The 22,921-nt window shown below is 41.3% G+C and carries 22 protein-coding genes and 1 pseudogene; 4 read left to right on the top strand and 19 right to left on the bottom strand.

Translation table 11 applies throughout. The annotated features are described in order from the left end of the window. Positions 1-4: 4 nt before the first annotated feature. Entirely contained in the window at positions 5-637 is a 633-nt protein-coding gene (locus tag ACFX4I_RS10335; protein ID WP_377420412.1) for a LysE family translocator, read from the top strand. 272 nt (positions 638-909) lie between these two features. Here the strand turns inward: ACFX4I_RS10335 and ACFX4I_RS10340 are convergent, their stop codons facing one another. Together ACFX4I_RS10340 and ACFX4I_RS10345 are read right to left on the bottom strand one after the other, a co-directional pair. Continuing rightward, positions 910-1,797 carry an MBL fold metallo-hydrolase gene (locus tag ACFX4I_RS10340; RefSeq protein ID WP_377420413.1) on the bottom strand — a complete coding sequence of 296 codons (888 nt, stop codon included), beginning with the start codon at positions 1,795-1,797 and terminating at the stop codon, positions 910-912. A 132-nt stretch (positions 1,798-1,929) separates the two neighbouring features. Beyond that, on the bottom strand, positions 1,930-3,357 hold the full coding sequence (locus ACFX4I_RS10345) for a phospholipase D-like domain-containing protein (protein WP_377420415.1): 1,428 nt from the start codon (positions 3,355-3,357) through the stop codon (positions 1,930-1,932). 210 nt (positions 3,358-3,567) lie between these two features. Here ACFX4I_RS10345 and ACFX4I_RS10350 point away from each other — a divergent pair, with 210 nt between their 5' ends. Further along, the gene (locus ACFX4I_RS10350; protein WP_230302022.1) at positions 3,568-4,014 is read left to right on the top strand and encodes a hypothetical protein; all 447 of its coding nucleotides are present in this window, start codon (positions 3,568-3,570) and stop codon (positions 4,012-4,014) included. A gap of 541 nt (positions 4,015-4,555) precedes the next feature. On the opposite strand, the gene ACFX4I_RS10355 is transcribed toward ACFX4I_RS10350, so the two are convergent. The 17 genes and pseudogenes from ACFX4I_RS10355 to kdgD all read right to left on the bottom strand — a co-directional run bounded on the left by ACFX4I_RS10355 (position 4,556) and on the right by kdgD (position 19,706). Continuing rightward, entirely contained in the window at positions 4,556-5,104 is a 549-nt protein-coding gene (locus tag ACFX4I_RS10355; RefSeq protein WP_377420417.1) for a peptidoglycan-binding domain-containing protein, read from the bottom strand. A gap of 220 nt (positions 5,105-5,324) precedes the next feature. Next, positions 5,325-5,486, bottom strand: coding sequence for a hypothetical protein (locus tag ACFX4I_RS10360; RefSeq protein WP_377420419.1), 162 nt, complete (start codon positions 5,484-5,486; stop codon positions 5,325-5,327). 114 nt (positions 5,487-5,600) lie between these two features. Then, a complete protein-coding gene (locus ACFX4I_RS10365; protein WP_098372439.1) occupies positions 5,601-5,750 on the bottom strand; it encodes an FbpB family small basic protein in 150 nt (49 codons plus the stop codon). After that, complete coding sequence (locus ACFX4I_RS10370; protein ID WP_098372440.1) at positions 5,743-5,910, bottom strand: Fur-regulated basic protein FbpA; 168 nt, start codon at positions 5,908-5,910, stop codon at positions 5,743-5,745. The genes ACFX4I_RS10365 and ACFX4I_RS10370 overlap by 8 nt, the downstream gene beginning before the upstream one ends. Further along, entirely contained in the window at positions 5,831-6,445 is a 615-nt protein-coding gene (locus ACFX4I_RS10375) for a flavodoxin domain-containing protein (protein WP_377420552.1), read from the bottom strand. The genes ACFX4I_RS10370 and ACFX4I_RS10375 overlap by 80 nt, the downstream gene beginning before the upstream one ends. 242 nt (positions 6,446-6,687) lie before the next feature. After that, positions 6,688-7,290 carry a nitroreductase family protein gene (locus ACFX4I_RS10380; protein WP_230302029.1) on the bottom strand — a complete coding sequence of 201 codons (603 nt, stop codon included), beginning with the start codon at positions 7,288-7,290 and terminating at the stop codon, positions 6,688-6,690. 54 nt (positions 7,291-7,344) lie between these two features. Beyond that, on the bottom strand, positions 7,345-7,995 hold the full coding sequence (locus ACFX4I_RS10385; protein ID WP_377420554.1) for a DsbA family oxidoreductase: 651 nt from the start codon (positions 7,993-7,995) through the stop codon (positions 7,345-7,347). A gap of 252 nt (positions 7,996-8,247) precedes the next feature. Then, positions 8,248-11,283, bottom strand: coding sequence for an efflux RND transporter permease subunit (locus ACFX4I_RS10390; protein WP_377420421.1), 3,036 nt, complete (start codon positions 11,281-11,283; stop codon positions 8,248-8,250). 753 nt (positions 11,284-12,036) lie between these two features. Next, entirely contained in the window at positions 12,037-12,735 is a 699-nt protein-coding gene (locus ACFX4I_RS10395) for a polysaccharide deacetylase family protein (protein WP_377420423.1), read from the bottom strand. A gap of 102 nt (positions 12,736-12,837) precedes the next feature. Then, positions 12,838-13,287 carry an ASCH domain-containing protein gene (locus tag ACFX4I_RS10400; protein ID WP_230302032.1) on the bottom strand — a complete coding sequence of 150 codons (450 nt, stop codon included), beginning with the start codon at positions 13,285-13,287 and terminating at the stop codon, positions 12,838-12,840. Between the two features lie 74 nt (positions 13,288-13,361). Next, positions 13,362-13,831: pseudogene (locus ACFX4I_RS10405) on the bottom strand (VOC family protein). Positions 13,832-13,853: 22 nt separating this feature from the next. Continuing rightward, entirely contained in the window at positions 13,854-14,174 is a 321-nt protein-coding gene (locus ACFX4I_RS10410; RefSeq protein ID WP_283932103.1) for a hypothetical protein, read from the bottom strand. 115 nt (positions 14,175-14,289) lie between these two features. Continuing rightward, positions 14,290-14,742 (bottom strand): GNAT family N-acetyltransferase, encoded by a 453-nt coding sequence (locus ACFX4I_RS10415; RefSeq protein WP_230302035.1) that lies wholly within the window; start codon positions 14,740-14,742, stop codon positions 14,290-14,292. A gap of 183 nt (positions 14,743-14,925) precedes the next feature. Continuing rightward, positions 14,926-16,461, bottom strand: coding sequence for a galactarate dehydratase (garD, locus tag ACFX4I_RS10420; RefSeq protein ID WP_377420425.1), 1,536 nt, complete (start codon positions 16,459-16,461; stop codon positions 14,926-14,928). A 137-nt stretch (positions 16,462-16,598) separates the two neighbouring features. Further along, complete coding sequence (locus ACFX4I_RS10425) at positions 16,599-16,973, bottom strand: MFS transporter (protein ID WP_377420427.1); 375 nt, start codon at positions 16,971-16,973, stop codon at positions 16,599-16,601. Positions 16,974-17,292: 319 nt separating this feature from the next. Further along, positions 17,293-18,756 (bottom strand): alpha-ketoglutaric semialdehyde dehydrogenase GucD, encoded by a 1,464-nt coding sequence (gucD, locus tag ACFX4I_RS10430; RefSeq protein ID WP_377420429.1) that lies wholly within the window; start codon positions 18,754-18,756, stop codon positions 17,293-17,295. Between the two features lie 17 nt (positions 18,757-18,773). After that, positions 18,774-19,706 (bottom strand): 5-dehydro-4-deoxyglucarate dehydratase, encoded by a 933-nt coding sequence (gene kdgD, locus ACFX4I_RS10435; RefSeq protein ID WP_377420431.1) that lies wholly within the window; start codon positions 19,704-19,706, stop codon positions 18,774-18,776. 319 nt (positions 19,707-20,025) lie between these two features. On the opposite strand from kdgD, the gene ACFX4I_RS10440 reads away from it, so the two are divergent. After that, on the top strand, positions 20,026-21,387 hold the full coding sequence (locus ACFX4I_RS10440; RefSeq protein WP_283932105.1) for an MFS transporter: 1,362 nt from the start codon (positions 20,026-20,028) through the stop codon (positions 21,385-21,387). 31 nt (positions 21,388-21,418) lie between these two features. Further along, positions 21,419-22,777 (top strand): glucarate dehydratase, encoded by a 1,359-nt coding sequence (gene gudD / locus ACFX4I_RS10445; protein WP_377420433.1) that lies wholly within the window; start codon positions 21,419-21,421, stop codon positions 22,775-22,777. Positions 22,778-22,921 lie beyond the last annotated feature (144 nt).

The following is a 22,921-nucleotide window of genomic DNA, read 5'->3' on the forward strand; positions in this document are numbered from 1 at the left end:
GAATATGGAAAACTTTTATTTGTTCATCATCATGTGCATCCTTCTCATCATCTTACCTGGTCCAGATACAGCAATAGCCACAAGGAACACCGTTACCGTGGGAACGTCGGGAGGTTTTAAAACGATGTTCGGCACATGCTGTGCCCTGCTTATTCATACATCAGCTGCCGTGTTCGGACTTTCAGCAATCATTGTGAAATCCGCTTTACTATTTTCCGTCTTCAAATATGTCGGTGCCGTTTACTTGGTATATCTAGGCTTCAAAACCTTATGGGGATTAAGGAATAAGCAAGTAGCCGCAACGGCTGAAACTTCAGTCAAAAGTAAGTACGAAAACCAGTCTTGCTTTAAGCAGGGGTTCCTTACCAACCTGCTGAACCCTAAAGTGGCCGTCTTCTTTTTAACGTTTCTGCCTCAGTTCGTGAATGCGGGAAATGATACGTTTTTACCGTTCCTGATCATGGGCATAACGTATACCGTGTTAACTGCGTTGTGGTTTGTATTTTATATCTATCTGCTGAACCAGATCAGTGCTTTTATGAAAAAGCCTAGAACCCAAGCGATTTTCGAGGGTATAACCGGGACGGTCTTGATTGGTTTCGGGTTAAAGCTAGCTCTGGAAAAAGCTCATAATTAATTTGAACTGCACCCTAATCGTTAGACAACATCTAACAATTGGAGGTGCAGTTTTTATATTCGGCTATATTTTTCATCCATTCCTTTATTAGGGGTCATATTCATCCCGATCATAGAGGAGCAAAAGCAGGGAAAATTATATCAGGTTTCCTATCCATTCTTATTGTTTCAGTACTGTTAACGATTATTAACGATTTTTTGTAGGACTGTTTTGGAAAAAGGGCAAATTAAAGGGTATGAGCTCCATACCGAGCCCCTACCCCGCCCAAACCTTTATAATAAAGTGTTTAACTTTTTGTGTTCTTCAGTACACTCAACATACCCATTCACGAAAAATCCAATCGTTTCGAGCTCGTCCTCGGTTAAATCCCGCTTTAATTCTTCAGCCAATTCCTGCTCCATTAAATCTCGGTTTCCCCGATGTTTGACCACGGTTCTGGCACATTCTTTCATTAGCTTAAGCTCCGCCTCCATCTCCTGCTTCGTGCAAGGCCGAGCATGATGGGAGAGGATATATGTTTCGGCATCATAGGCTTCAATTTTCTTAATGAGCAACGACACCTGTTCAGCCGTATAATTCCATTTTTCAGCATAAAGATTGGCATAAAGGCAGTCTCCCAGAAATAGTGTTTTTTCCTCTTGTACATAAATGATGCAGGAATCTTTGGCATGGTCGCCGCCAACATGTTCAATGATACAGGTTATATTGCCGAGATCGATCGTCATCGTTTTTTCAAAGATGATATCAGGCAGGGGGAAGGTAATCTCTCTATTCGTCCCATGTTCCAATTTGATTGCATCGGCGCAAAAGGGAATCTCCGTCCCTTCTTCGACCCGTTGATCAAGGGCTTGATCTTCCCAGGAAAGCTGCTGCATATCTTTAATGTTAGTGTATGTTTTTTCCTGACAAATCACCGGAATCCCTATATTCTCCAGCCCGAATACATGGTCCCAGTGTGAATGGGTCAGAACGAGGAAATTCCCGCTTATTTCATTCCGAAGCAATTCGTCCTTAAAGAGCCGTGCATGCCCGACAGAGTTACCGGCATCGATGATGAGCGTTTTCTTGTTTCCCGTCACGGCGGCAAGTACCGGGCGATCCGTTTCCTGAACTGGCGTCAGGTAGGCAATATGTTTCGATAGGTGCTGTAATGTTTGCATGTTTCTGTTCTCCTTACGATAGTTGTGATTAGCTTGCTCAAGTATAGCAAATTACACATGTATTCATAAGATAATCTCCGCGAAAGGCTAAAAAGACAACAATCACTCAGATTGCTGTCTTTTCGTCATCATTCAAATGAACCTATTCCAATATACCGTAATTTTCGAGAGGGCATTTAAAAAGGTGGCTTTAAAAAAAGACTCTTCCTTTTTCTGATCTTCAGGTGGTTCTATATATTTTTTATTGTCAGCAACGAGTGTACTATTCGAGATTTTCGATTCGATGGCTCCTGTCAACTGCGCTGCAAATGCTTCACTATCAATGACCACCATCGATTCTGTATTTAAAAAGGCAGATCGAGAATCCAAATTGTAGGAACCCACTGCACTTAATCGTTGATCATAAACCACCGATTTACCATGCAAAGAATAAGGCTTTGTATATTCATAAAGCCTTGCCCCCGTTTCAACGATACTATCCCTAAGCGCTAAATATCCGGAAAAAGCGATCACATTCGGGGTTGATGCCGTCGAGTTGGTAAGTATCGTCCAATCAGCCTTTGGATCCATCTTCTTCGGTACATATTTCTTCATGGCATCCGTAGGAACAATATAGGGACTTTGGATAAATACAGATTGATTGGCATTCGCCGCAATATCCAATAGAGATCTCCACACAACAGGGTATTTATTGAAACGTTCAATTGGATTATGGATGAAGGACACTTTTTTAGTAGGTGTTGTAGCCTTGCTCCAATCGACGGCTGGATTAACGAAATCGGCTTCAGTTTGCAAAGCTATGCTGTATTGATTCGCCAATGCACCTCTTTCACGTTTACCTTTTTCCGTTTGCCTTTTCGAAAGGTCCGAAAAGACATCGCTCGTATACGGATGGGTCCATAATTCATTCAAATAGTCCTTCATTTCAACGATTACACTATCTTTTTCCTCTTTAGCATTGAAAATGAGTACATCCCTGTCATAGACAGAATCCCTCGGCGGCTTGCTGGCTAAATACTTATCGGCGATATTTCTCCCTCCGATGATGCCCAACTTTCCATCTACAATGATGATTTTGTCATGAAGGCGATTATGCCAGGTCCACGGCTTAAATGGCTTAACGGTTTCGTAATATCTTAATTCAATGTTTTCATGCGAGGCCAATGCATAACGGGCACTGCTTAATTGACCTCTGAGTCCATGAGATATTCCATCCAGAAGGATTCGGACTTTGACACCTCTGTCAGCCGCTTCGATCAGGGCTCCAAGAAAAAGTTCGGTTGATTTGCCTTTTCCAAAAGAATAGTAGGCAATATCGATTGAATGCTGGGCTTCCTGGATCATTCGCATTCGGGCGAGTCCCGACTCATAACCGTCTTCGAGAAGCAGGACACGATCCACGGTGGATTCCTTCTCACCCATATAGGCATTCACCTGTTTAATCGGCCTATTTTCTTCTTTTTCTGCTTTGGGGAAAAGAACCACTGCCGTCAGCACTACATAAAGGAAATATAATAGAAGAACGAGAAGAAATCCAATTATTACCGTTTTTACAGTCATTGAGCACTCCCCTTTAAGCGATATTTTATTACTATTCGTAATATGCGAAGACTCTATTCAACATCTGCATGCTTGATAAATCCGATTAGTTAGCGAGCGATGCCACTTACGCATTTTGCTTGATTCTTGGTGCACTTTTTTTCTTTTTAATTGTGACAAAGTGGTGAACATGAAAGCAGTTGCATAATATGATATAGAAGGAGGGATTTCATGCTTAAACAACCTGATAGAATAAGTATCTTCAATTATTGTTTTGCATTAGGGGTATCAGAAGTTTTCTTTTTATCCAGCTTTTATCTTTCCATTCTTGACGTTTCATTATTTGCGATCGCTTTACCATTTTCCGCTTTATTTCTAATGTTCTCCTTGTACCTATTCCTTCGAACGCACAAATCAGTAAAGTCCTTACCCAACCAAGAGGAACGAAGAAGGGAAATTCATGCATTCTATCATCAATCTTTCGGGATTTTCGCGATCATTTTTTTCACTTTACTCTTAGTTGCTTTAGCCTTTATTCCCTCGCTGGAAAACGGAGGGCACTTCTATCTTCTTTATTGTTTACCGATGGCCTTGCTTTGTATGATTCCATCGATTGTATCTTATAAAGGAATGAAATTATTCAAACTGGAAGCCGGCGGGAAATTAACGAAAATCTAATTATTTACCAAAAGCTTCGTTAATCCAACTCTTGAATGTACGTAAAGAAACCAATCGATGCTATTTCCATGTTTTTTAGTTGAATGTATAGGTAAATTGAGGATATAATAATGATAACTAACATATATAAAAAAAAGACACTGGTTAAACCAGCGTCTTAATGAACAGCAAACTGCATAAAGAGCAGCGGCTTTCTGTGGTAAGTCAGTAGCTACTCAATCATGAAAGTAACCCTTTTCCTACATACATCTGGCCGGATGGTATGGAGGGGGTTACTTTTTTAATGTAACCGCGATTATTGCGACGATTAAAGAGGCGAATGAAATCATTAGCATCAGTCCGTCCATAATAGAAATCACCAGCGACACCCCCTTTCTTAAAAAGGAGTGACCGCCGCCCACTATACCAAATTGCTGTTCATCTACTATTATATCTATATTTACTTGTTATTTATAGCCAAAAATGGATGTATTTAGTCTTCTTTAATATCCATAAAAAAATCCCACATAAAGTGAGAACATTCTTTGCATGATATATCCCTTTATTGTTCCACTACACGGCCATCTTTATAAATGTAGAACCATCCAATCGTTCCTGTGCCGCCTTGATCGATCCAATCTTGATTGGCCGCTTTATAATTGTAATATGATTTTCCTTTGCCATCTTTCAGCAATCTGCCATCACCGCTGAATACGATCTTGTTCCCCAGCTTCTTCTTCCCTAACGCGATCGCGTCTTTCTCCGTGAACTGTTTTCTTTCCACCTTATTTTCATCTAAAGCAGCCCATGTCAGCGGACCGACGATACCATCTGAACTCAAGTTATGATCCACTTGAAACTCCCTTACCACATTTTGTGTTTGGGTACCGAAAATCCCATCAACGCCTACATTATATTTAACATCTTTAAGGCTTTGCTGTAAGTCTCTTACATAACTCGAACGTGAGCCTTTCCTGAGGGTCGGGCGCGTTTCCGCCTTCGTTTCGATTTTCTCCTTTGATGCTGCGTGTGTAATTGAAGTTCCCGCTCCTAGCGGGGCCAACATCAGGGCAACTGTTGGAATAATGAGCAATAATTTTTTCTTCAACACAAATAACCTCCATTCATTTGATCACTCCTGCAGGTTTCTGACACTTTCCTTGGAGCCCAATCATTATAACGTATGGAGTTGTTTAATTGGTGTTTTATTACTTAAATTATAAAAAATGGCAAATAGTATCCATGGTGTGCATTAAGCTTATATGATGGAGGTCCCTTCCTTGACTAAAACAAAATAATCCCCAAAAGGGGATCATTTTGTTTTTATGATTTTATGGCTGCTGTTGATTCTGCCCTTGCATCCCAGTTCCGATGCCCATCAAGTTAGTGGCAAGCGGCACCATATTTTTCATTTTCCCGCCATTTCCACTCAACATCTGATAAGTAGCAATACCTACTCCGACTGAAGCGACAACTGGCAAAATTTTATTCATGTTAGCCTTCATCTTAATCACCTTATTTATATTTTTGATCATTTCCTTGTTCAAAAAAAACAAAAAATTCAAGATGTTTGTTACCGAAACAATTAGTTATAAATTTTTAACCAGTCATGATTGTACTTGCTTACTTCCCTTTTTTTCATTGATGGCTTTTTGATCGATTTTTGTATAGATGCGTTCCACTTCCATTTTGTCATGCAACAGAAGTTCGCGGTTTTCTTTTAGCAGTTCAGTATAAGATTTCCTTCTCCTAGACATTTTTTAATTCACCTCTCAAGTGATTGAATTCCTTCTGTAAAACAACTATCGGAAGCTCGTATAGTTGCTTATTATATTTTTTAAAAATCCCTAATTTCAGAAGTTCTTGTATAAGTTCCTCTTTTTTTGCTTCTGCCTTTGAACTTAATTGGGTAATCATCAAGGACCCTCCTTAACAAAAATGCTGACTTTTGGTATTTTGGGCTGCCTAGCATCCGATCCCACATGAAGAATCTCCACTTCTTCCTATTGCTTCCCCATATATGGGCTTGCTCTGCAAAGTCTTCACATTTCCTTAATTGTTCGTATGTAGTGCTTTCCTGGTGTATTTTCAATACTCGATCATATATAGCAAATCCACATTGCTTCATTTTATCGGAAAGAATATCTATCGCGGCGCAAGGTTTCGAATATGTCAAGTCGCCGGCACCAAAGAATGCGACTTTCACTCCAGCAAATTCCACTTGGTCAATTTCTTCATAAAACTCGTGTGCTTCATACGGTAAATCTTCAAGATTCCATGTATATAAACCAATAAAGGCCAAATCAAAATCCTTTAATGCATCAACTTCAACAGTATCCAATCTTTCCATATATACTTCACAGCCGACAGCCTTCATTCTATTCTTTATGTTCATAGCCATTTTCTCGGTATTACAGGATAACTGACATAACCAATGAATACCTTCAACTATATCACCTTCCTAATTGAGAATTACTTTCATTACACACCTTACTATAAATGAAAATGATTCTCATTGTCAATTATTTACCTCCGCTATTATATGCAGGATGAATATCAGGAACGCATATTTTCGCTTCACCTTCCCTGTATCTGTAATGCTGCTGGAATGTGTCTTCAAAAAAAAGAGCACGTTTTACTCATTAAGAGTAAACGCGCTCTTGGTTAATCTAGTATCCCAACCCTAAATTTGAATTAATAAAATTTCACAATATCTTCGAAAGGTAGGAACGTTTTTTCTCCTGGTTGTTCATTCGGCTCACCAAATGGCATTTGAGCTATCAACGACCATTTCCCCGGAAGATCCCAAGTCTTCATCACTTCTTCATCAATGATTGGATTATAATGTTGTAAAGATGCCCCTATGCCTTCCGCTGATAAAGTCATCCATATTGCATACTGAAGCATAGCATTTCCTTGATGGGACCAATATGGAAACTGTTCTTTATAGGAGGGTGCTTTTTCTTGCATTTGTTCTATTGTTTCTTGATTTTCAAAGAATAGAATAGTACCCACTCCATCACGAAATCCTTGTAATCGTTCTACTGTTGCCGCAAAGCTCTCTTCCGGAACACGGGAACGAAGTGTTTCTTTTACAATATCCCAGAACTTTTCATGCTCGTCATCCATCACTACCACCACTCGTCCACTTTGCATATTAAATGAAGTTGGTGCATGTAAAGCCGTTTTTAATACATCATTCATTCTTTCTTTCGTAATATTTTCGTTCTTTTTCACCTTACGGATGGAACGACGATTGATAATTGCTTCTTTTAAATTTGTTGTAGTTGCTGACATTTTGACTCCTCCAAATTATGATTTATTTAATTTCATTTAATCCTCAAAAGGCTTTTAGCAATTCCCCTTACCATCACATTGCAGGCCCTCAAATTCATTCCGTTTATTTTTTGCTTCTTCCTTCTCAATGACTTGCGCTAACCTTTCTTTGCTGGCTAGTCCTTGAATGACTTCATCACCAATAATAAACGTCGGGACAGCCCTGATATCTGCTTCTTCATAAGCATGTTTCAGCGCTTCTTGGTGCACTTCCCGATACTTTCGTGACACTAATGCTTCTCTAAAAGCATCTACAGGAAGTTCAACTTCACCCGCTAATTTTGTCAATACTTCAATATCTTCAATATTTTGTTCCTCTTGAAAAAACGCTGTAAATACTCTGTTGTGGAACTCATTCCCTTTTCCATGCTCCTTTGCAAAATGGCACCCTTCGAACGCCAAATGTGTATATGGATGCGGGGAGACACGGGGTAAACGCATATCCACTCCTAGTTTTTTCGCAACTGGGAGAATGTAAGAATCCCATGAATTCAACTTATCGGGTTCATTCCATGGATCAATTTTGGAATATGGACTCGGACGTAATTCAAATGGCATCCATTCCACTTCTACATCCTTTTCCTTCACGATTTCGTCCAAAGGACCTTTACCTAAAAAACAAAATGGACATATAAAATCAGAATACGCTTTAATTTTCACTGTCATCATATATTCCCTCACTTTTCATCATTGGCTAAACTTGTAATCAAATCAGTTACAATACAGACCAAAAAAATATTAATATAAGAACATTGCATTTAGTAACTGCACAGCCGATTGTATCATCCCCTGCTGTAACCATTCTAGTTACAGGTTGAAGGAAAGTCAACCATTATTTTTAAAAAACTAAAGAACATGTACTATTTTAGAAAAAAAGTTTGTAAAGAAAGCGTTGCTTTCTCTACAAACTTTTTATTATTACATCTCGATTTGTTCGTTAACGGGTTCTCTCTTTTTCTTTCTCTGTTTTTTCGATTTTTTATAGTACAGCAATTCGTATATACATGGAATGACGATAAGTGTGAGCAGTGTAGACACAGCTAACCCGCCAATAACAACGATCGCTAAACTTTGTGAAACCAAGCTTCCTGTTTCCGCTTTTTTATATAATAGGGGCAGCATGGCACAAATCGTTGCTACAGCCGTCATTATGATCGGACGGAATCTAGTGGCTGTCGCTTCGACGATCGCATCACGGATAATCATTTTTTCTTCGTTTTGCTTGACTCGATCCAGAAGCACAATCGCGTTTGTCACAACAATTCCAATTAACATGAGAGCACCCAGCAGTGCTGTAATATCGACTGGAATTCGACTGATAACCAATCCTAATACCGCTCCAATGGCAGCGAATGGCAAGGAAAATAGAATGGCGATCGGTGCTTTGATCGATTTGAATGTTATAACCATGATTAAAAAGACAATGCCGATTGATATTAACATCGTAAGGAACAAATCGGAAAAATCATCTGTTTGCTGAGCACTGGCTCCCCCGACTAGAATATCTACATCATTCGGAATATCAAGGCCTTTGTTCTCTTTATCTCCAAATATCTCAAGATTTATTTTGCTTGCAATATCGGAAAGCTTAGTCGGATCGACCGTTGCCGTCAACTGAAGATACGTTTCCCCATCTTTATGGAACTGCGTTGTTGCACTCTCTTCGCTCTTTAAAGAAGCGACCTTTGACACTGGGGCTAGACCGCCATCTGTCATGATCGGAATACTTTTTAAATCCTCTGGTTTTTTAGGATCTAAGATTGGTTCAAGGACGACAGGTGTCTGCTTATCCTGTAAAGTTATATTTCCGATAGGCGTTTTATTAAGCATGATACCTAATTGTTGACCTATTTGTTCTGTATTGCCTTTAGCCGGATCTACCTTGAATGAATAAATGGTTTTCTTTTCGTCTTGGTTCGTTGTTACTTCTTCAATTCCTTTAATATCCTGTATACTTTCTTTGACCTTATTGGCCGTCAGTTCCAAATCTTCAACATTACTGCCGATCACATCTATCGTAATGTTCGTCTTTGATGCCCCCATCATAAATGAAGAGGCGGTGGCCGTAAGCTTCGCATCAGGATAGTTTTCTTGTTCCTTTTCCATTTTTTTCAGGATCGTATCTACATTTGCTTTATCCTTTACCAGGATGCCGAAAATCGCTTCTGTAGGTGATGTGACTTCGCCATATTGTGCTGATTCGGCAGAGTTGCCTAATTGCATGAAAATATTATCCACTTCACTCATACCCTGCATCGTTTCTTCGAGTTCAATCGCTTTTTCCTTCACTTTTTCATAGGGCTGATCATTTGGATAAGTTAATGTCACAGAGACATAGTCTGCTGAAGAATTATCAATCGCCCCTTTTGGCATGGCAAAATATGTACCAATGGAACCGACAAACAACAGTATAGCAACAATCAAGACAACCCATTTATGGTTTAGTGACCAAGTAACGAGCTTGGTAAAACGCTTGGCCGGTCGATGTTTTGGCAGCTCCGTCCTTTTCAGCAATCCTGCACTCATTAACGGAACAACCGTTAATGCCACGATTAAAGAAGCCAGCAAAGAATAAGTGACAGTCAAAGCGAAAGGAAGAAGAAACTCTTGAAGCCCTCCATTCAATAAGGCAACCGGCAAGAAAACGGCCACAGTCGTAAGGGTTGAAGCTGTTATCGCCACTCCCACTTCTTTAGTTGCATCCATGACCAATTCAATTGAAATCTTCTCCTGCTGCATTTTCCGGAAAATATTTTCAATAACAACAATACTATCGTCCACCAAGCGCCCGATCGCTACAGCGACACCGCCAAGCGTCAAAATATTCAGCGTCACTCCCGACAATGACAGCAAAAATAACGTAAAGCCAAGAGATAGCGGTATGGATACGATTGTAATGAATGTAGATCGTACATTCCGTAAAAAGACCATGATTACTATCGTAGCGAATAGCGCACCTAGCAGAACTTCTTTTACCATCGTCTGAACGGAAGTCTCCACCATATCAGCTGTAGATAAATAAATGGTCGATTTCTGGTCACTATACTTTTCATTAATGTCTTTAGCTACTTTTTCAACCTCTTTACTGATTGTAACAGCATTTGATTGACTGTCCTTGATTATGCTTAAGTCAATGCTTTCCTTTCCGTTAAAACGGCTGATGAGGTTACCATCCTTCGCTTCTTCAACTTTTGCTATCTCTCCAAGAGTGACATTTGGAGTGACCTTTAACGCTTTTAATTTTTCAATACTTGTTAAATCTCCGATAACCTTGATGTTACTTGCCTTCCCATCAATCACTTTTTCGCCTACGGCCAAAGCTGCATTCTGACCGTTAAGGACGTTCATGACATCTTGAATGGAGACTTTCTTTTTAGCCAATTCTTCATTATCCACTTTGACTGAAAGAACGGATTGGGAAACTCCAAATGTCTGTACATCCGAAACCCCTTTAATATCTTTATACAGAGGCTCTAATTCTTTCTTGGTAAAGTCTATATTTTCAGCTGTTAATCCATCCTTAAAAGTAACGGAAACAAATGAAATGGGAATCATAGATGTATTTAACTGTGTAACAGTAGGCTTTGTCATGCTTTGTGGCAATGCTACACTGCCTAAAGCCTCTTGAACATCAAGTTTCGCTTGTTTCATATCCGATCCGGCTTCAAAGAATAGATCTACTTTTGAAAATCCATCTCCCGTGGTGGAGTATATGGAACTCTTTCCTTTAACTCCAGTGACTGCTCTTTCAATCGGATCTGTAACTTGTGCTTCCATCGTTTTCGAATCGGTGCCCTGCCCCATTGTGATAATCGTAACTTGTGGATTATCAGCAGATGGTAAAAATTCCATCGGCAGCTTAAAATAACTGACAACTCCTATCAACAAAATAAATATGGTTACCAATGATACGGCAGCCTTGTTCTTAAACGACCACTTAGTAAAAAACTCCACGTACTAATCACCCCTGAATATAATTTAAAAGAAAATAATTCCATTTCAAATCTTACCATATATTACTAATGTTGGAGTGTTAATTTTTTATTGATTTTTATATTTTTTTATGTCTTTCGATTCGGAGAACTTTTTTCCACATAAAAAAAGGCTGCACAGCAGCCTCCAGTTTTTAGACAAAAGGAGTTCTATCTAAATTTTAAAACAAAGTTGATTGGAACGTAAGGTACGAGACTCCTGCGGGAAAAGCGAGTCCAAGGAAGACCCCGCAGGCGCGAAGCGTCGAGGAGGCTCCCGGACCGCCCGCGGAAAGCGAGTGCCTGGAGAGGAAATCAACGTTCAAATTGTACAAACCCTTATAACCAGAAGACAAACTCGATTATTTATATCCTTTGAAAAAAAGCATAACGATAGCCAAAACCATTACCCCGATAAACAATAACGGGGCGATGCCCGAGCTATACACGAAGTATACCGTGATGTGGCGAAAAAGGAGCACGACAAGAAATAGGAATAACAGGAAACACAAAATGATGATCAGAGCGGTATATTTATTTCGATACAAGTAACCAGCCCCATTTTAAATAGCTTTATTAACACTAAGGAATAATCCAGGCGAATGCATGCCCTTATAACGAATTCCGTTAAGAAACAATATGCTGCACACGTTTTGTACTATTCTTTATACCAAATAAAAAAGGGCTGCCGCAGCAACCCTTTTCTTCGAAAATCGTTCGGACGGTATAAATGAAACTACATTTCTTGAAGTTCATTGACCGTTACAAATGTATACCCTTCTTTCGTTAACTCTTGCAATATCCCTTCAATCGCTTGAAGTTCTTTACCCGTATCATCATACATCGGATGCATCAGGATGATCGAACCTGGTTTGATATTTTCCTTCACATACTTCACTTTGTCTGAAGCTGAAGTGTAATAGCTATCTGGTTCCAGATTCCAGGTAATGCTCTCTCTATCATTTTCATTTAAATAATATGGCAAACCAATGATTTTTTTCCCGTTTGGCGGCCGGACGTCAATTTCACCCTTATATCCGGAGTTCTGAATTAATTTATCCGTTTTCTCGATTTCCGCCTTGATAAAAGAAGACGATTTAAAAACCATTCGCCTGTGGGAATACGTGTGATTCCCAATCTGATGTCCTGCTTTCGCTATTTTTCCAGCTTCCTCTGGGTACTTTTCGATTTCGTTACCAATCAGGAAGAATGTAGCTTTTACATCGTATTTATCCAATAACGGAAGGATCTGATTCACATTCTTCGATGGGCCATCATCAAAAGTCAAAGCGACCACTTTTTCATTCGTCTCGACATTATCCGTCAATCCTCCGAATACCTGATATGTTCTCGAATTCATTAATTTATACGTACCAAGCAATAGCAGGAAAACAACCAGGATTCCCAAACCAATGAATATCAGTTTCTTTTTCATGCAAATACCTATCTTTCTATAAGTTTTTCAATCCAATGACCCATTATAGCAAATCATTGAACGAAAACACTTATCGCTCACTTCCGTACGAACCGTCTGCATTCACTTTACATGTATCAATTCAAGACGCTCACACACAAGCAGCATATCTTCTTTAAAGGTGTGGCCGATTTTGTCCAATTCCTCTTTCAGCCATTTTTCATGAGCATCCCACCAGTATGTATAAGTTCTATCGCCTTCTCCTTCTGCAATCGCAAACTCTTCACTCACTTCATTCATGGGCAATATTTCGACTTTCACTGTTTGGATGATGGCTAAGGGCTCATCATCACTACTTAAAATAATGCTGTAATCACCCACGGATGGTAATGGTTCATTTTCCTCTTCATAAAAAACATACCCAGAGCACGTAGCCGTTTTTATCCCATCCATCACTAATTGAGCCAAATGATCGGGATCAGCCCCGAATTGCCATGCACTGACTGCCTGGGGTTTTTCTTCATCCTTCCCCTGCCAAAATTCATTCCAATATAATTCCGCTTTGACATTCATTCTATGATTCTCCATTCTGCTCTGACATAAAACATATATGAATGATTATTATTCTTGAAATTTTCACCCATCTGTCATTCGCTTTTTTCACTTCTGTATTCATGTTCCCATTCACTTAAATACATACGATTGGTAATTTTTTGGGATTCTCCAGTTTACTAATAAACTCCAAACTGTTTCCGTCTGGATCATTGAAGTGAATTTTAGCGTGGGCATATTCCCCGTGAGGCATTACGAAAGGTTCAACTGGTAGAAATCCAAAAGCTTCTCTTGGGGCATAGCCTCTATCTTCAAGCCATGCAACTGAACTCTTTAGATCTTCCAATGATACTTGAAAAGCGATATGCCGTAGGGAAGGATGATACTCAACCTCCACTTTTTCCGTTTCCCAAAGCCCCAACCAACTTTTATCCTTTTCAATCCATAGAAAAGCCAGATTCTCTTCAACCTTGTGATCCAACTGCAAACCAAGGCCCTCATAGAACTCGATGGAACGTTTCAAATCACGAACCGGTAAATGCGCTTCATATAAACTTCTTATCATTGAAAAACCCCCTTTAGTAGATTTAATTTGATCTACGGGGCAATTCTATTTCACCCGTTAACAACAAAGTGATGACGATCACCCAAAATATAAAAAATGAGGAGGAAAAAACCAAAGAAATGATCGGGATCACTTTTTTCTCCGTTTTCTTCAAAATTCCTATGACAGATAGGCCGATGCCGGCAATCGTAAGGAAAAATGTTATATAATCACCAGTCACGCTCCCGATATTTTCCATTCTAATAGGTGTAATAAAAACAGTAAAAAAGCAAATGATTCCAATGATGAATGAAGTAAAACTAATTACACCGTACCTCTTCTGAATACATGCTTGGTTTTCCATCGAGCACACCCTTTCATCAAGAATCCTGCACATCTATTAATATCTCACGAATAATTTTAACATATAATACCAGACAAATTGTTGTGCACAGAAAAAGGGGTCAAAAGACGGTGAATTAAAGCTTCATTTTCATGCCTTCATGAGTGGCTTTAAATCCTAAACGTTCATAAAATCGCAGCGTTTCTTCCCGCTTTTTATCGGTCGTCAGCTGAATGATATGGCAGCCCCGCTTCCTGGCACGGTCAATCGCATATTGAATCAACTTGCTTCCAATGCCTTTCCCTCGTTCTGAAGATGCCGTCCGAACCCCTTCGATCGTTGCTCTCCAACCGCCTTGATGGGTAATATATGGGGTGAACGTGATTTGCTGCACCCCAACGATTTCCTCACCAAGACATGCTACGATCAATTCATTATTCTCATCTGCATCAATGGATGCAAATGCTTTTAGATAGCTTTCAGGAAGGGGATTTTCATAGCGTTCCCTTTCCCTCCCCAATACATCATCCGCTAACATCCGTACTATTTCACTTAAGTCTTTTACTGTCGCATTCCTGAATGTGACCATGATATCCCTCCTGTTCAGTATCGCCCTTTTTTCGTCATGATGGAAACTAATCGTTCATGAATAACTTCAACTAAAAGTCAGTCGGTCCTCTTTTCTGGAGGAAAAAAATAATGACGGCTTTAAAAATTGGACCAACAAAAAAAGGACCCCTTTTAAAGGAAAGTCCTTCTTAGTTAATCATTATTAGGTAATTGGCGCAGGATTGAACAGTGCCAAATCATTATGCAGGCCCCAATGCTCTGCCCAGGTTTTCTTTTTACCGCTGGCCACTTCCAAAATGAGGTGAAATATTTCCCACCCAACATCCTCTATGGTTGCTTCACCTGTAGCGATAGTTCCTGCATTTATATCAATCAGATCTTTCCATTGCTCGGTCAATGTATTTCGTGTAGATACTTTGATGACGGAAGCCATTGCCAGATTATAAGGTGTGCCTCTTCCAGTTGTAAAAACTTGAAGGTGCATGCCGGAAGCTAGCTGCAGCGTTCCGCAAACAAAGTCACTAGCTGGTGTAGCTGCAAAAATCAGCCCTTTTTCCGTTGCTTTTTCACCTGGAGCCAATACGCCTGAAATGGGGCTGCCTCCGGATTTGGCAATGGAGCCTAATGATTTTTCCACTACATTGGCCAATCCGCCTTTTTTGTTTCCTGGCGACGGATTTGCACTTCGATCGGCATCACCTAAAGCAAGGTAGTTATCATACCAATCCATTTCCTTTATTAACGCTCTCCCTACTTCTTCATTCACTGCACGAGGCGTCAATAGATGAATCGCATCGCGTACTTCTGTGACTTCAGAAAATAAAACGGTTGCCCCTGCTCTAACTAACAGATCTGTAGCATATCCTACTGCAGGGTTAGCTGTCACACCAGAAAATGCATCACTTCCTCCACACTGCGTACCGATGACTAATTCGGAAACCGGAATAGTCTCCCGCTGCCTGCGGTTCAACTTGATTAAACGTTCCTCGGCCATTTCCATAATGGATTGGACCATTCCCGCAAATCCCTGCTGATCCTGAAGGGAAATGATATCTGAATCGTCCCCGCTTGGATTTATTCTCATTGGAGACAGTTTTTCACACCCCAGTCCAACTACCAAGGCTTCCCCGCCGAAATTCGGGTGTTTCGCAAGGTTCTGTATCGTGCGAATGGGAATAACCGCTTCTGGTGCATTGATTGCAACTCCGCACCCATAGTTGTGATTTATGGCGACAACATCATCCACATTGGGATACTTCGGGAGAAGCTCTTTTTTTATCCGGTTCACCACGAAATCCAGCACGCCTACTACACATTGAACGCTTGTTGTAATGCCTAATATATTCTTGGTTCCAACACTGCCATCTTCATTGCGGAATCCTTGAAATGTATATCCTTCAAGCGGGGGTAAAGTTTTGGGTATATCATTTGCAACCGGCAATTCCTTTAAATCTGGAGAAGCCGGAAGCATCACCAGTGACTCGTCAATCCAACAGCCCTTACCGATTGGTTCAGCCGCATAACCGATAACTTCCCCATAGCGGATGATGGCTTCATTCTCGACTATATCCATTAAAGCCACTTTGTGACCTTGTGGTACTCTTTCTTTCAATTCAAGCCCACAAGGGAAAACGGTTCCTTGATCCAAGCCCCCCGTATTAACCACGATGGCGACATTGTCCATCCCATTTACCTTAATATAAAGCGGTACCTCCGTCAGTTGCGTTTTCGTATCCACTTTACCAACCCTTTCAATATAATAAAGCTAGCATACTTGTCTTTCATAGATATAAATGTTGCTTTTTAAATGGCTTCAATTATATTCCTTATGCTTGGGGATCTTCAATTTTCAAAAGTTCGTTTTCTTTCCTTCTGTTAATTTTTATCTATTAATATGATTCTTTCAGGTTTATTCACTATGAAAATGTAGGATAGAGCTCCTACGAACAATACACTGGCAACAAAGATCAGGGCACCACTAAAGGAATTCGTTTTGGCTAAAATAAAGCCAATGACAAGTGGTGTTACTATACCTGCGATATTCCCAATGGTATTAAAAATACCTCCAGTTAAACCAATAAGTTCTTTTGGTGCCATATCACCGACAAGAGACCATGTAAGACCTGCCAAACCTTTTGCGAAAAAGGCAATGGACATGATTAGGATAAGAAGAAAAATATTTGAAATGAAGTTAGCTAATACGATAATGCTGGATAAAAGAAACCCAGTGATAAGGTACCGATGCTGCAAATCCTGGACTCAAACCACCTTTACGTATTGCAGTAATACAACCTCTATAATCGGCAATCTCTTGTCCTACCACAAATGGACGATAACTTTCTATCATTCTAGTAATATCATCGCCGCCATGGATCTCACCGATACCTGTATATGACAGCCACTTAGTGTGAGCAGGGCACTATCATAGCCTGCTACTGGAATAACCTTCATATCTGTAATAATTGGCGTCCCTGCGATTTCCTTATTTAACTTCCTTCCAGATTTATTAACTTCATAAGTTCTTTAATCATTAATTCGAAAGCGTTATCTATTGATCATTCACGTTATATTATTTGACAAACACCGTTTTAATGGATGTAAAAAACTCTTTTGCTGCTTCTCCTTGTTCCCTGGAGTGGGAGCTGGAGTTTTTCATGCCGCCAAATGGCGCCTGTAATTCAACGCCTGCACTTTCGGCGTTAACCCTGATCAATCCGGCTTCCATATCGTTAACAAATGATAGCAAATGCTGGATATTGGCTGTAAAAATCGAAGCACTTAGACCGTATTCGACGCTGTTCGCAAGTTGCAGGGCTTCTTCAACTGAATCAGCTTTCAATAAAGCAATCACCGGACCAAAAATTTCTTCCTGTACAATTGTCATATCTGACGTGCAGTTATCAAAAATCGTAGGCTCTACATAAAAGCCATTTGCCTGGGTGCCTTCTACAGCACGCTTCCCGCCAATTAGAAGTTCAGCGCCTTCCTCCACTCCTTTTTCTATATAGGAAAGAACCGTATTCAATTGATTTTCGCTAGCGCATGGTCCCATCCATGTCCCGCTGTCCAATCCATCCCCGATGGAAATGCCTTTCGTTTCTTTCACCAGCAGCTGCTTGAACTCTTCATAAACTTCAGCTGCAACGATGACACGGCTTGTCGCGGTACATTTTTGCCCCGTCGAACGAAACGCGCCTGTAATGACTGCTTCTACAGCCAGATTTAGATCAGCATCCGCTGCAACGATTACCGGGTTTTTCCCGCCCATTTCAAGTTGGTATTTCGCTCCGCGTGCTAACGCCGCTTGTCCAATCCTTTTTCCAACGCCGTTTGAGCCGGTAAAGGTAATGCCGTTTACATCTTTATGATCGGCGATGCCCTGCCCGATGACACTGCCCGGCCCTGTGACCATATTGATAACACCCGCCGGTAAACCGGCTTCTTCAAAACACTCCATGATTTTCGCACAGGTGATGGCCGTCTCGGTGGCTGGCTTCACCACAATCGTATTTCCATAAACGAGAGCAGGAGCCATCTTCCAGATTGGAATGGCGATTGGGAAATTCCAAGGTGTAATGACGCCCACTACACCAAGCGGGACGCGCGTCGTGAACATAAGCGCTGAACTGTCGGTGGATGGAATGACATCCCCCACTTTACGCATTCCTTCTCCTGCATAGTATTTCAAGATCGCAATACCGCGTGCCGTTTCCCCTTTTGTTTCTGCAAAGGTCTTACCCATTTCCCGTGTTGCACATTCTGCGATTTCATCAATCCGCTTTTCAAGAATTTGCGCTACTTTATATAGATACTCCCCGCGCTCTGAACCAGCTAGTTTGCGCCATTTGTCTTTCGCCTTTTTCGCCGCTTCCACAGCCAGGTTCAAATCTTCCTTGGCAGATTTCTGTACATATCCGACAATTGCCTGATGATCTGCCGGGTTTAAACTTTTTTCAACTTCATTTGAAATGGAAGCAACCCATTCACCGTTAATATAGTTAAGATACGTTTTTGTTTGAACTGTAGTTATCATATATAATCCCGCCCTTATTAGATTGATTGAATTGGTGTTTCTTTTGGAAAACGATCTAAAGCATTCTCTAATATCGTTTGCATTTCTGCATAATGTTCTTTTTCCACCGGAAGAATTGGTAATCTGACTGTTTGCCCAATCGGCATTCCCATAATCTCCATACCTGCTTTAATGAGAGAAACGGCATACCCTTTTCGCTGACGGCGAATATTGTTGATTGGCATGATGACCTGTTGGTAAATTTCTTTGGCCGTTTCTTGATCTCCGCTCAAAATGCCATTATAGAATTTTCGTGAGATGTGCGGGATGTAATTGGATATCGCGGATGAGTAAGAGTCAAAGCCAAGTGGAACGTAGGCCGACATGGTAACTTCCGCAAGCGGCATTCCGTTCAACCAGCCGAAACGCTTTCCGAACGTTTGTGTAAGGAGTCCATTCAACTCCATATTGCCTAGACCGTCTTTGACGCCGACCACCTGAGGGACCTCCGCAAGCGCTTCCAATGTTGAAATTGAAAGTGAAACATTATCACGCTGATATACTATGGAATTTAAGTCCGTACTCTCTGCGATAGCTTTGAAATAAGCCGCCAAACCTGCCTGTTCTCCAGTAACAAGATATGGAGGTAATATTAAATATCCGTCTGCCCCTCTATCCGCTGATATTCTGGCAAGTTCCAGGGAAGTTTGAATATTCCCTCCTACCCCTGTGTATACAGGGACTTTTCCAGCCGTAACGGATACGGCTACCTCTACCATCGCTTCATATTCCTCTTTACTTAACGATGGATATTCTGCTGCTGCACATGCTACGAAAATAGCCTCGAGCCCCTCATCCAGTAAAAATTGGATGTTTCGGGCGAGTGCTTGTTCATCAAGTTTGTTACTCGTTGTAAATGGTGCTACGGGAAATCCGAGAATCCCTTTAGGCGCCTTGCGAATTTTATTCATTTTCTATTCCTCCTTGTGTATTATTGTTTTATTGTAAGACAAATATACCGTCTGGTCAATCGTATTTTTTTTATTTTCTGAAAAATCAAGCATCACCTCATCCCACAATAATTTCGCTTCTAATATATACAAAAAAACACGATGATTAAGGAGCTAAAATGAAAAAAGATTTTTAAAAAAAGCGATTGACAAACAATTTTATTTGTCTTACCATTGGACAAAACTAAATATTAAGAATTTTCACGAAGGGAGAAGCGACCAACATTGTAAGCGGTATCAACTAAAAAATATAATAAAATACGTTTAAGGAAGTGAGTATATGAACGCTGAAGAAAAAGTTTTTCAAGCATCTCCTAAACTGCCAAATGCCCAGAAAAAAACACGGACACGATGGTTCATTGTCTTCATGCTCTTTTTGGTTACCGCTCTGAATTATGCAGATCGTGCGACGCTATCAATCGCAGGTACGGACATGTCTGGTCAGCTTGGTCTCGATTCAGTCATGATGGGCTATGTTTTCTCCGCTTTTGCATGGTCTTACGTAGCTGGACAAATTCCGGGTGGATGGCTTTTGGACCGTTTTGGCTCAAAAAAAGTTTACTTTTGGAGTATCACGCTATGGTCAACCTTTACGCTTTTGCAAGGATTTATCGGATTTTACGGTTCTGCCGGAACGGCTGTCATGGTATTGTTCGGACTGCGTTTTTTAGTTGGATTGGCAGAGGCTCCTTCCTTCCCGGCCAACAGCCGCATCGTTGCTACCTGGTTCCCAAGCCATGAACGCGGAACCGCGGCTGCCACTTTCAATTCAGCCCAGTATTTTGCAACCGTTCTCTTTGCACCGATCATGGGTTATATTACGTATAAATTTGGTTGGGAATACGTCTTCTTCTTTATGGGCGCCTTGGGAATCATCGTCGCGTTCTTCTGGCTGAAAACGATATATGGCCCAAAGGAACATCCGCGCATCAACAAAGCTGAGCTTGAATATATCGAAGCAGGCGGCGCTTTGATCAATATGGATCAAACCACTACAAATAAGGAGGAAAAGAAAGGCGTCAACTGGAATCATATTAAGCAGCTTTTATCAAACCGTATGCTGTTAGGTGTTTATCTCGGACAATATTGCATTACAACGTTAACGTACTTTTTCCTTACATGGTTTCCTGTGTACCTTGTACAAGAAAGAGGCATGACCATTCTTGAAGTTGGACTCGTCGCTTCCCTTCCAGCCATTTGTGGATTTTTTGGCGGCATTCTCGGAGGGACATTCTCGGATTTCTTGTTACGGAAGGGATTCTCATTGACTGTCGCCCGAAAATTTCCAATCGTTGTTGGGATGCTTCTATCGATGAGCTTGGTAGCTGCAAACTATGTAGATACGGAATGGGTGGTCATATTCGTTATGGCCCTTGCGTTTTTCGGTAAAGGATTTGGGGCACTCGGCTGGGCGGTAGTGGCCGATACCTCACCAAAGGAAATGTCCGGTGTCAGTGGCGGGCTTTTCAACACATTCGGTAACATTGCAGGCATTACAACACCGATCATCATCGGATACATCATTGCCACGACAGGATCATTTAATGGGGCGCTAGTCTTCGTATGTGCCAATGCTCTTGTCGCAATCTGCAGCTATTTATTCCTTGTTGGTGAAATTAAACGTGTAGAGTTAAAATCATAGTTAACTAAATATTCTGTCAGGGGGAAGAAATATGAACAATCAAATGCTTAAGGATCATGTAAAAATCGGCACACCGGTAATTTCAGAAATGAGCGTTATTCCAGTTGCAGGCCATGACGGCATGCTGCTGAACTTGAGCGGTGCCCATGCTCCTTATTTCACCCGGAACATTGTCATTCTGAAAGACAATGCGGGTAATACTGGTGTAGGTGAAGTTCCTGGAGGCGAAAAAATTCGCCAGACACTCGAAGATGCCAAACAATTGGTTGTCGGCCAGTCCATTGGGACATACAACAACATTCTGAATACCATCCGTAAGCAGTTTGCGGACCGGGATGCGGGAGGGCGCGGGCTTCAGACGTTCGATCTCCGTATAGCCATCCATGCCGTAACAGCATTGGAAGCGGCACTACTAGATTTAGTCGGCCAATATTTAGGTGTTCCAGTTGCAGCCCTTCTCGGCGAAGGACAGCAGCGTGATAGGGTGGAAATGCTGGGCTACTTATTTTATGTAGGTGACCGCAATAAAACGGATCTTGGTTATTTAAGCGAACCTGAAGCGGAAGATGACTGGATACGCCTCCGTCATGAGGAGGCGCTCACACCTGAATCGATTGTCCGCTTGGCAGAAGCCGCCCACTCTCGCTATGGATTCAATGATTTTAAACTGAAAGGCGGAGTTTTGCGCGGGGAAGAAGAAATCGAAGCGGTGACGGCACTTGCGGAACGCTTCCCTGAAGCCAGGATCACCCTTGACCCAAATGGCGGCTGGCTGCTTAAGGATGCGATTGAACTTTGCCGGGATCAACATCATGTTTTAGCCTATGCGGAAGATCCATGCGGAGCGGAAAATGGTTTTTCCGCCCGGGAAATCATGACGGAATTCAGGCGCGCAACGGGCCTTCCCACCGCTACGAATATGATTGCAACGGACTGGAGGCAAATGGGGCACTCCATTCAACTTCAATCCGTGGACATCCCTCTTGCCGATCCGCATTTTTGGACGATGCAAGGCTCCGTCCGTGTCGCTCAAATGTGCAACGACTGGGGGTTGACATGGGGGTCACACTCGAATAATCACTTTGACATTTCGCTCGCCATGTTTACACACGTTGCTGCAGCCGCACCAGGAAAAGTCACTGCAATCGATACCCACTGGATTTGGCAGGATGGGCAGCGTTTGACGAAAGAACCTTTTAAAATTGTCGGCGGAATGGTCGATGTCCCTTCCAAGCCCGGACTTGGAATTGAAGTGGATATGGAACGAATCGAGAAGGCACATCAGCTTTATAAACAAAAAGGACTTGGTGCCCGTGATGATTCAATGGCGATGCAATACCTGATTTCCGGATGGGAGTTCAATCCAAAATCACCTTGCCTTGTCAGATGATTTTTTTCTCACAATGCGTGCGTCTCTCTCTTAAGAGCGGCGCATTTTACTTTTTTTGGGCATAGATCTTCTCTTCCTCACATGCAAATAAGTGTATTATATTATATAATTAGTCTTACAGTATGAATACATATAGGATTTAAC

This window comes from Peribacillus sp. YIM B13472 (assembly GCF_042788005.1).
Taxonomy (GTDB): Bacteria; Bacillota; Bacilli; order Bacillales; family DSM-1321; genus Peribacillus; species Peribacillus simplex_E.

Bases quoted from the DNA above. Each gene is read 5' to 3' on its own strand.
- ACFX4I_RS10415 (WP_230302035.1), bottom strand. From the start codon at position 14,742: ATGGTCACATTCAGGAATGCGACAGTAAAAGACTTAAGTGAAATAGTA.
- gudD (WP_377420433.1), top strand. From the start codon at position 21,419: ATGAACAATCAAATGCTTAAGGATCATGTAAAAATCGGCACACCGGTA.
- ACFX4I_RS10385 (WP_377420554.1), bottom strand. From the start codon at position 7,995: ATGACAGTGAAAATTAAAGCGTATTCTGATTTTATATGTCCATTTTGT.
- ACFX4I_RS10410 (WP_283932103.1), bottom strand. From the start codon at position 14,174: ATGGAAAACCAAGCATGTATTCAGAAGAGGTACGGTGTAATTAGTTTT.
- ACFX4I_RS10365 (WP_098372439.1), bottom strand. From the start codon at position 5,750: ATGTCTAGGAGAAGGAAATCTTATACTGAACTGCTAAAAGAAAACCGC.
- ACFX4I_RS10335 (WP_377420412.1), top strand. From the start codon at position 5: ATGGAAAACTTTTATTTGTTCATCATCATGTGCATCCTTCTCATCATC.
- ACFX4I_RS10380 (WP_230302029.1), bottom strand. From the start codon at position 7,290: ATGTCAGCAACTACAACAAATTTAAAAGAAGCAATTATCAATCGTCGT.
- ACFX4I_RS10440 (WP_283932105.1), top strand. From the start codon at position 20,026: ATGAACGCTGAAGAAAAAGTTTTTCAAGCATCTCCTAAACTGCCAAAT.
- gucD (WP_377420429.1), bottom strand. From the start codon at position 18,756: ATGATAACTACAGTTCAAACAAAAACGTATCTTAACTATATTAACGGT.
- ACFX4I_RS10360 (WP_377420419.1), bottom strand. From the start codon at position 5,486: ATGAATAAAATTTTGCCAGTTGTCGCTTCAGTCGGAGTAGGTATTGCT.
- ACFX4I_RS10340 (WP_377420413.1), bottom strand. From the start codon at position 1,797: ATGCAAACATTACAGCACCTATCGAAACATATTGCCTACCTGACGCCA.
- ACFX4I_RS10400 (WP_230302032.1), bottom strand. From the start codon at position 13,287: ATGAATGTCAAAGCGGAATTATATTGGAATGAATTTTGGCAGGGGAAG.
- kdgD (WP_377420431.1), bottom strand. From the start codon at position 19,706: ATGAATAAAATTCGCAAGGCGCCTAAAGGGATTCTCGGATTTCCCGTA.
- ACFX4I_RS10345 (WP_377420415.1), bottom strand. From the start codon at position 3,357: ATGACTGTAAAAACGGTAATAATTGGATTTCTTCTCGTTCTTCTATTA.
- ACFX4I_RS10350 (WP_230302022.1), top strand. From the start codon at position 3,568: ATGCTTAAACAACCTGATAGAATAAGTATCTTCAATTATTGTTTTGCA.
- ACFX4I_RS10370 (WP_098372440.1), bottom strand. From the start codon at position 5,910: ATGATTACCCAATTAAGTTCAAAGGCAGAAGCAAAAAAAGAGGAACTT.
- ACFX4I_RS10395 (WP_377420423.1), bottom strand. From the start codon at position 12,735: ATGAAAAAGAAACTGATATTCATTGGTTTGGGAATCCTGGTTGTTTTC.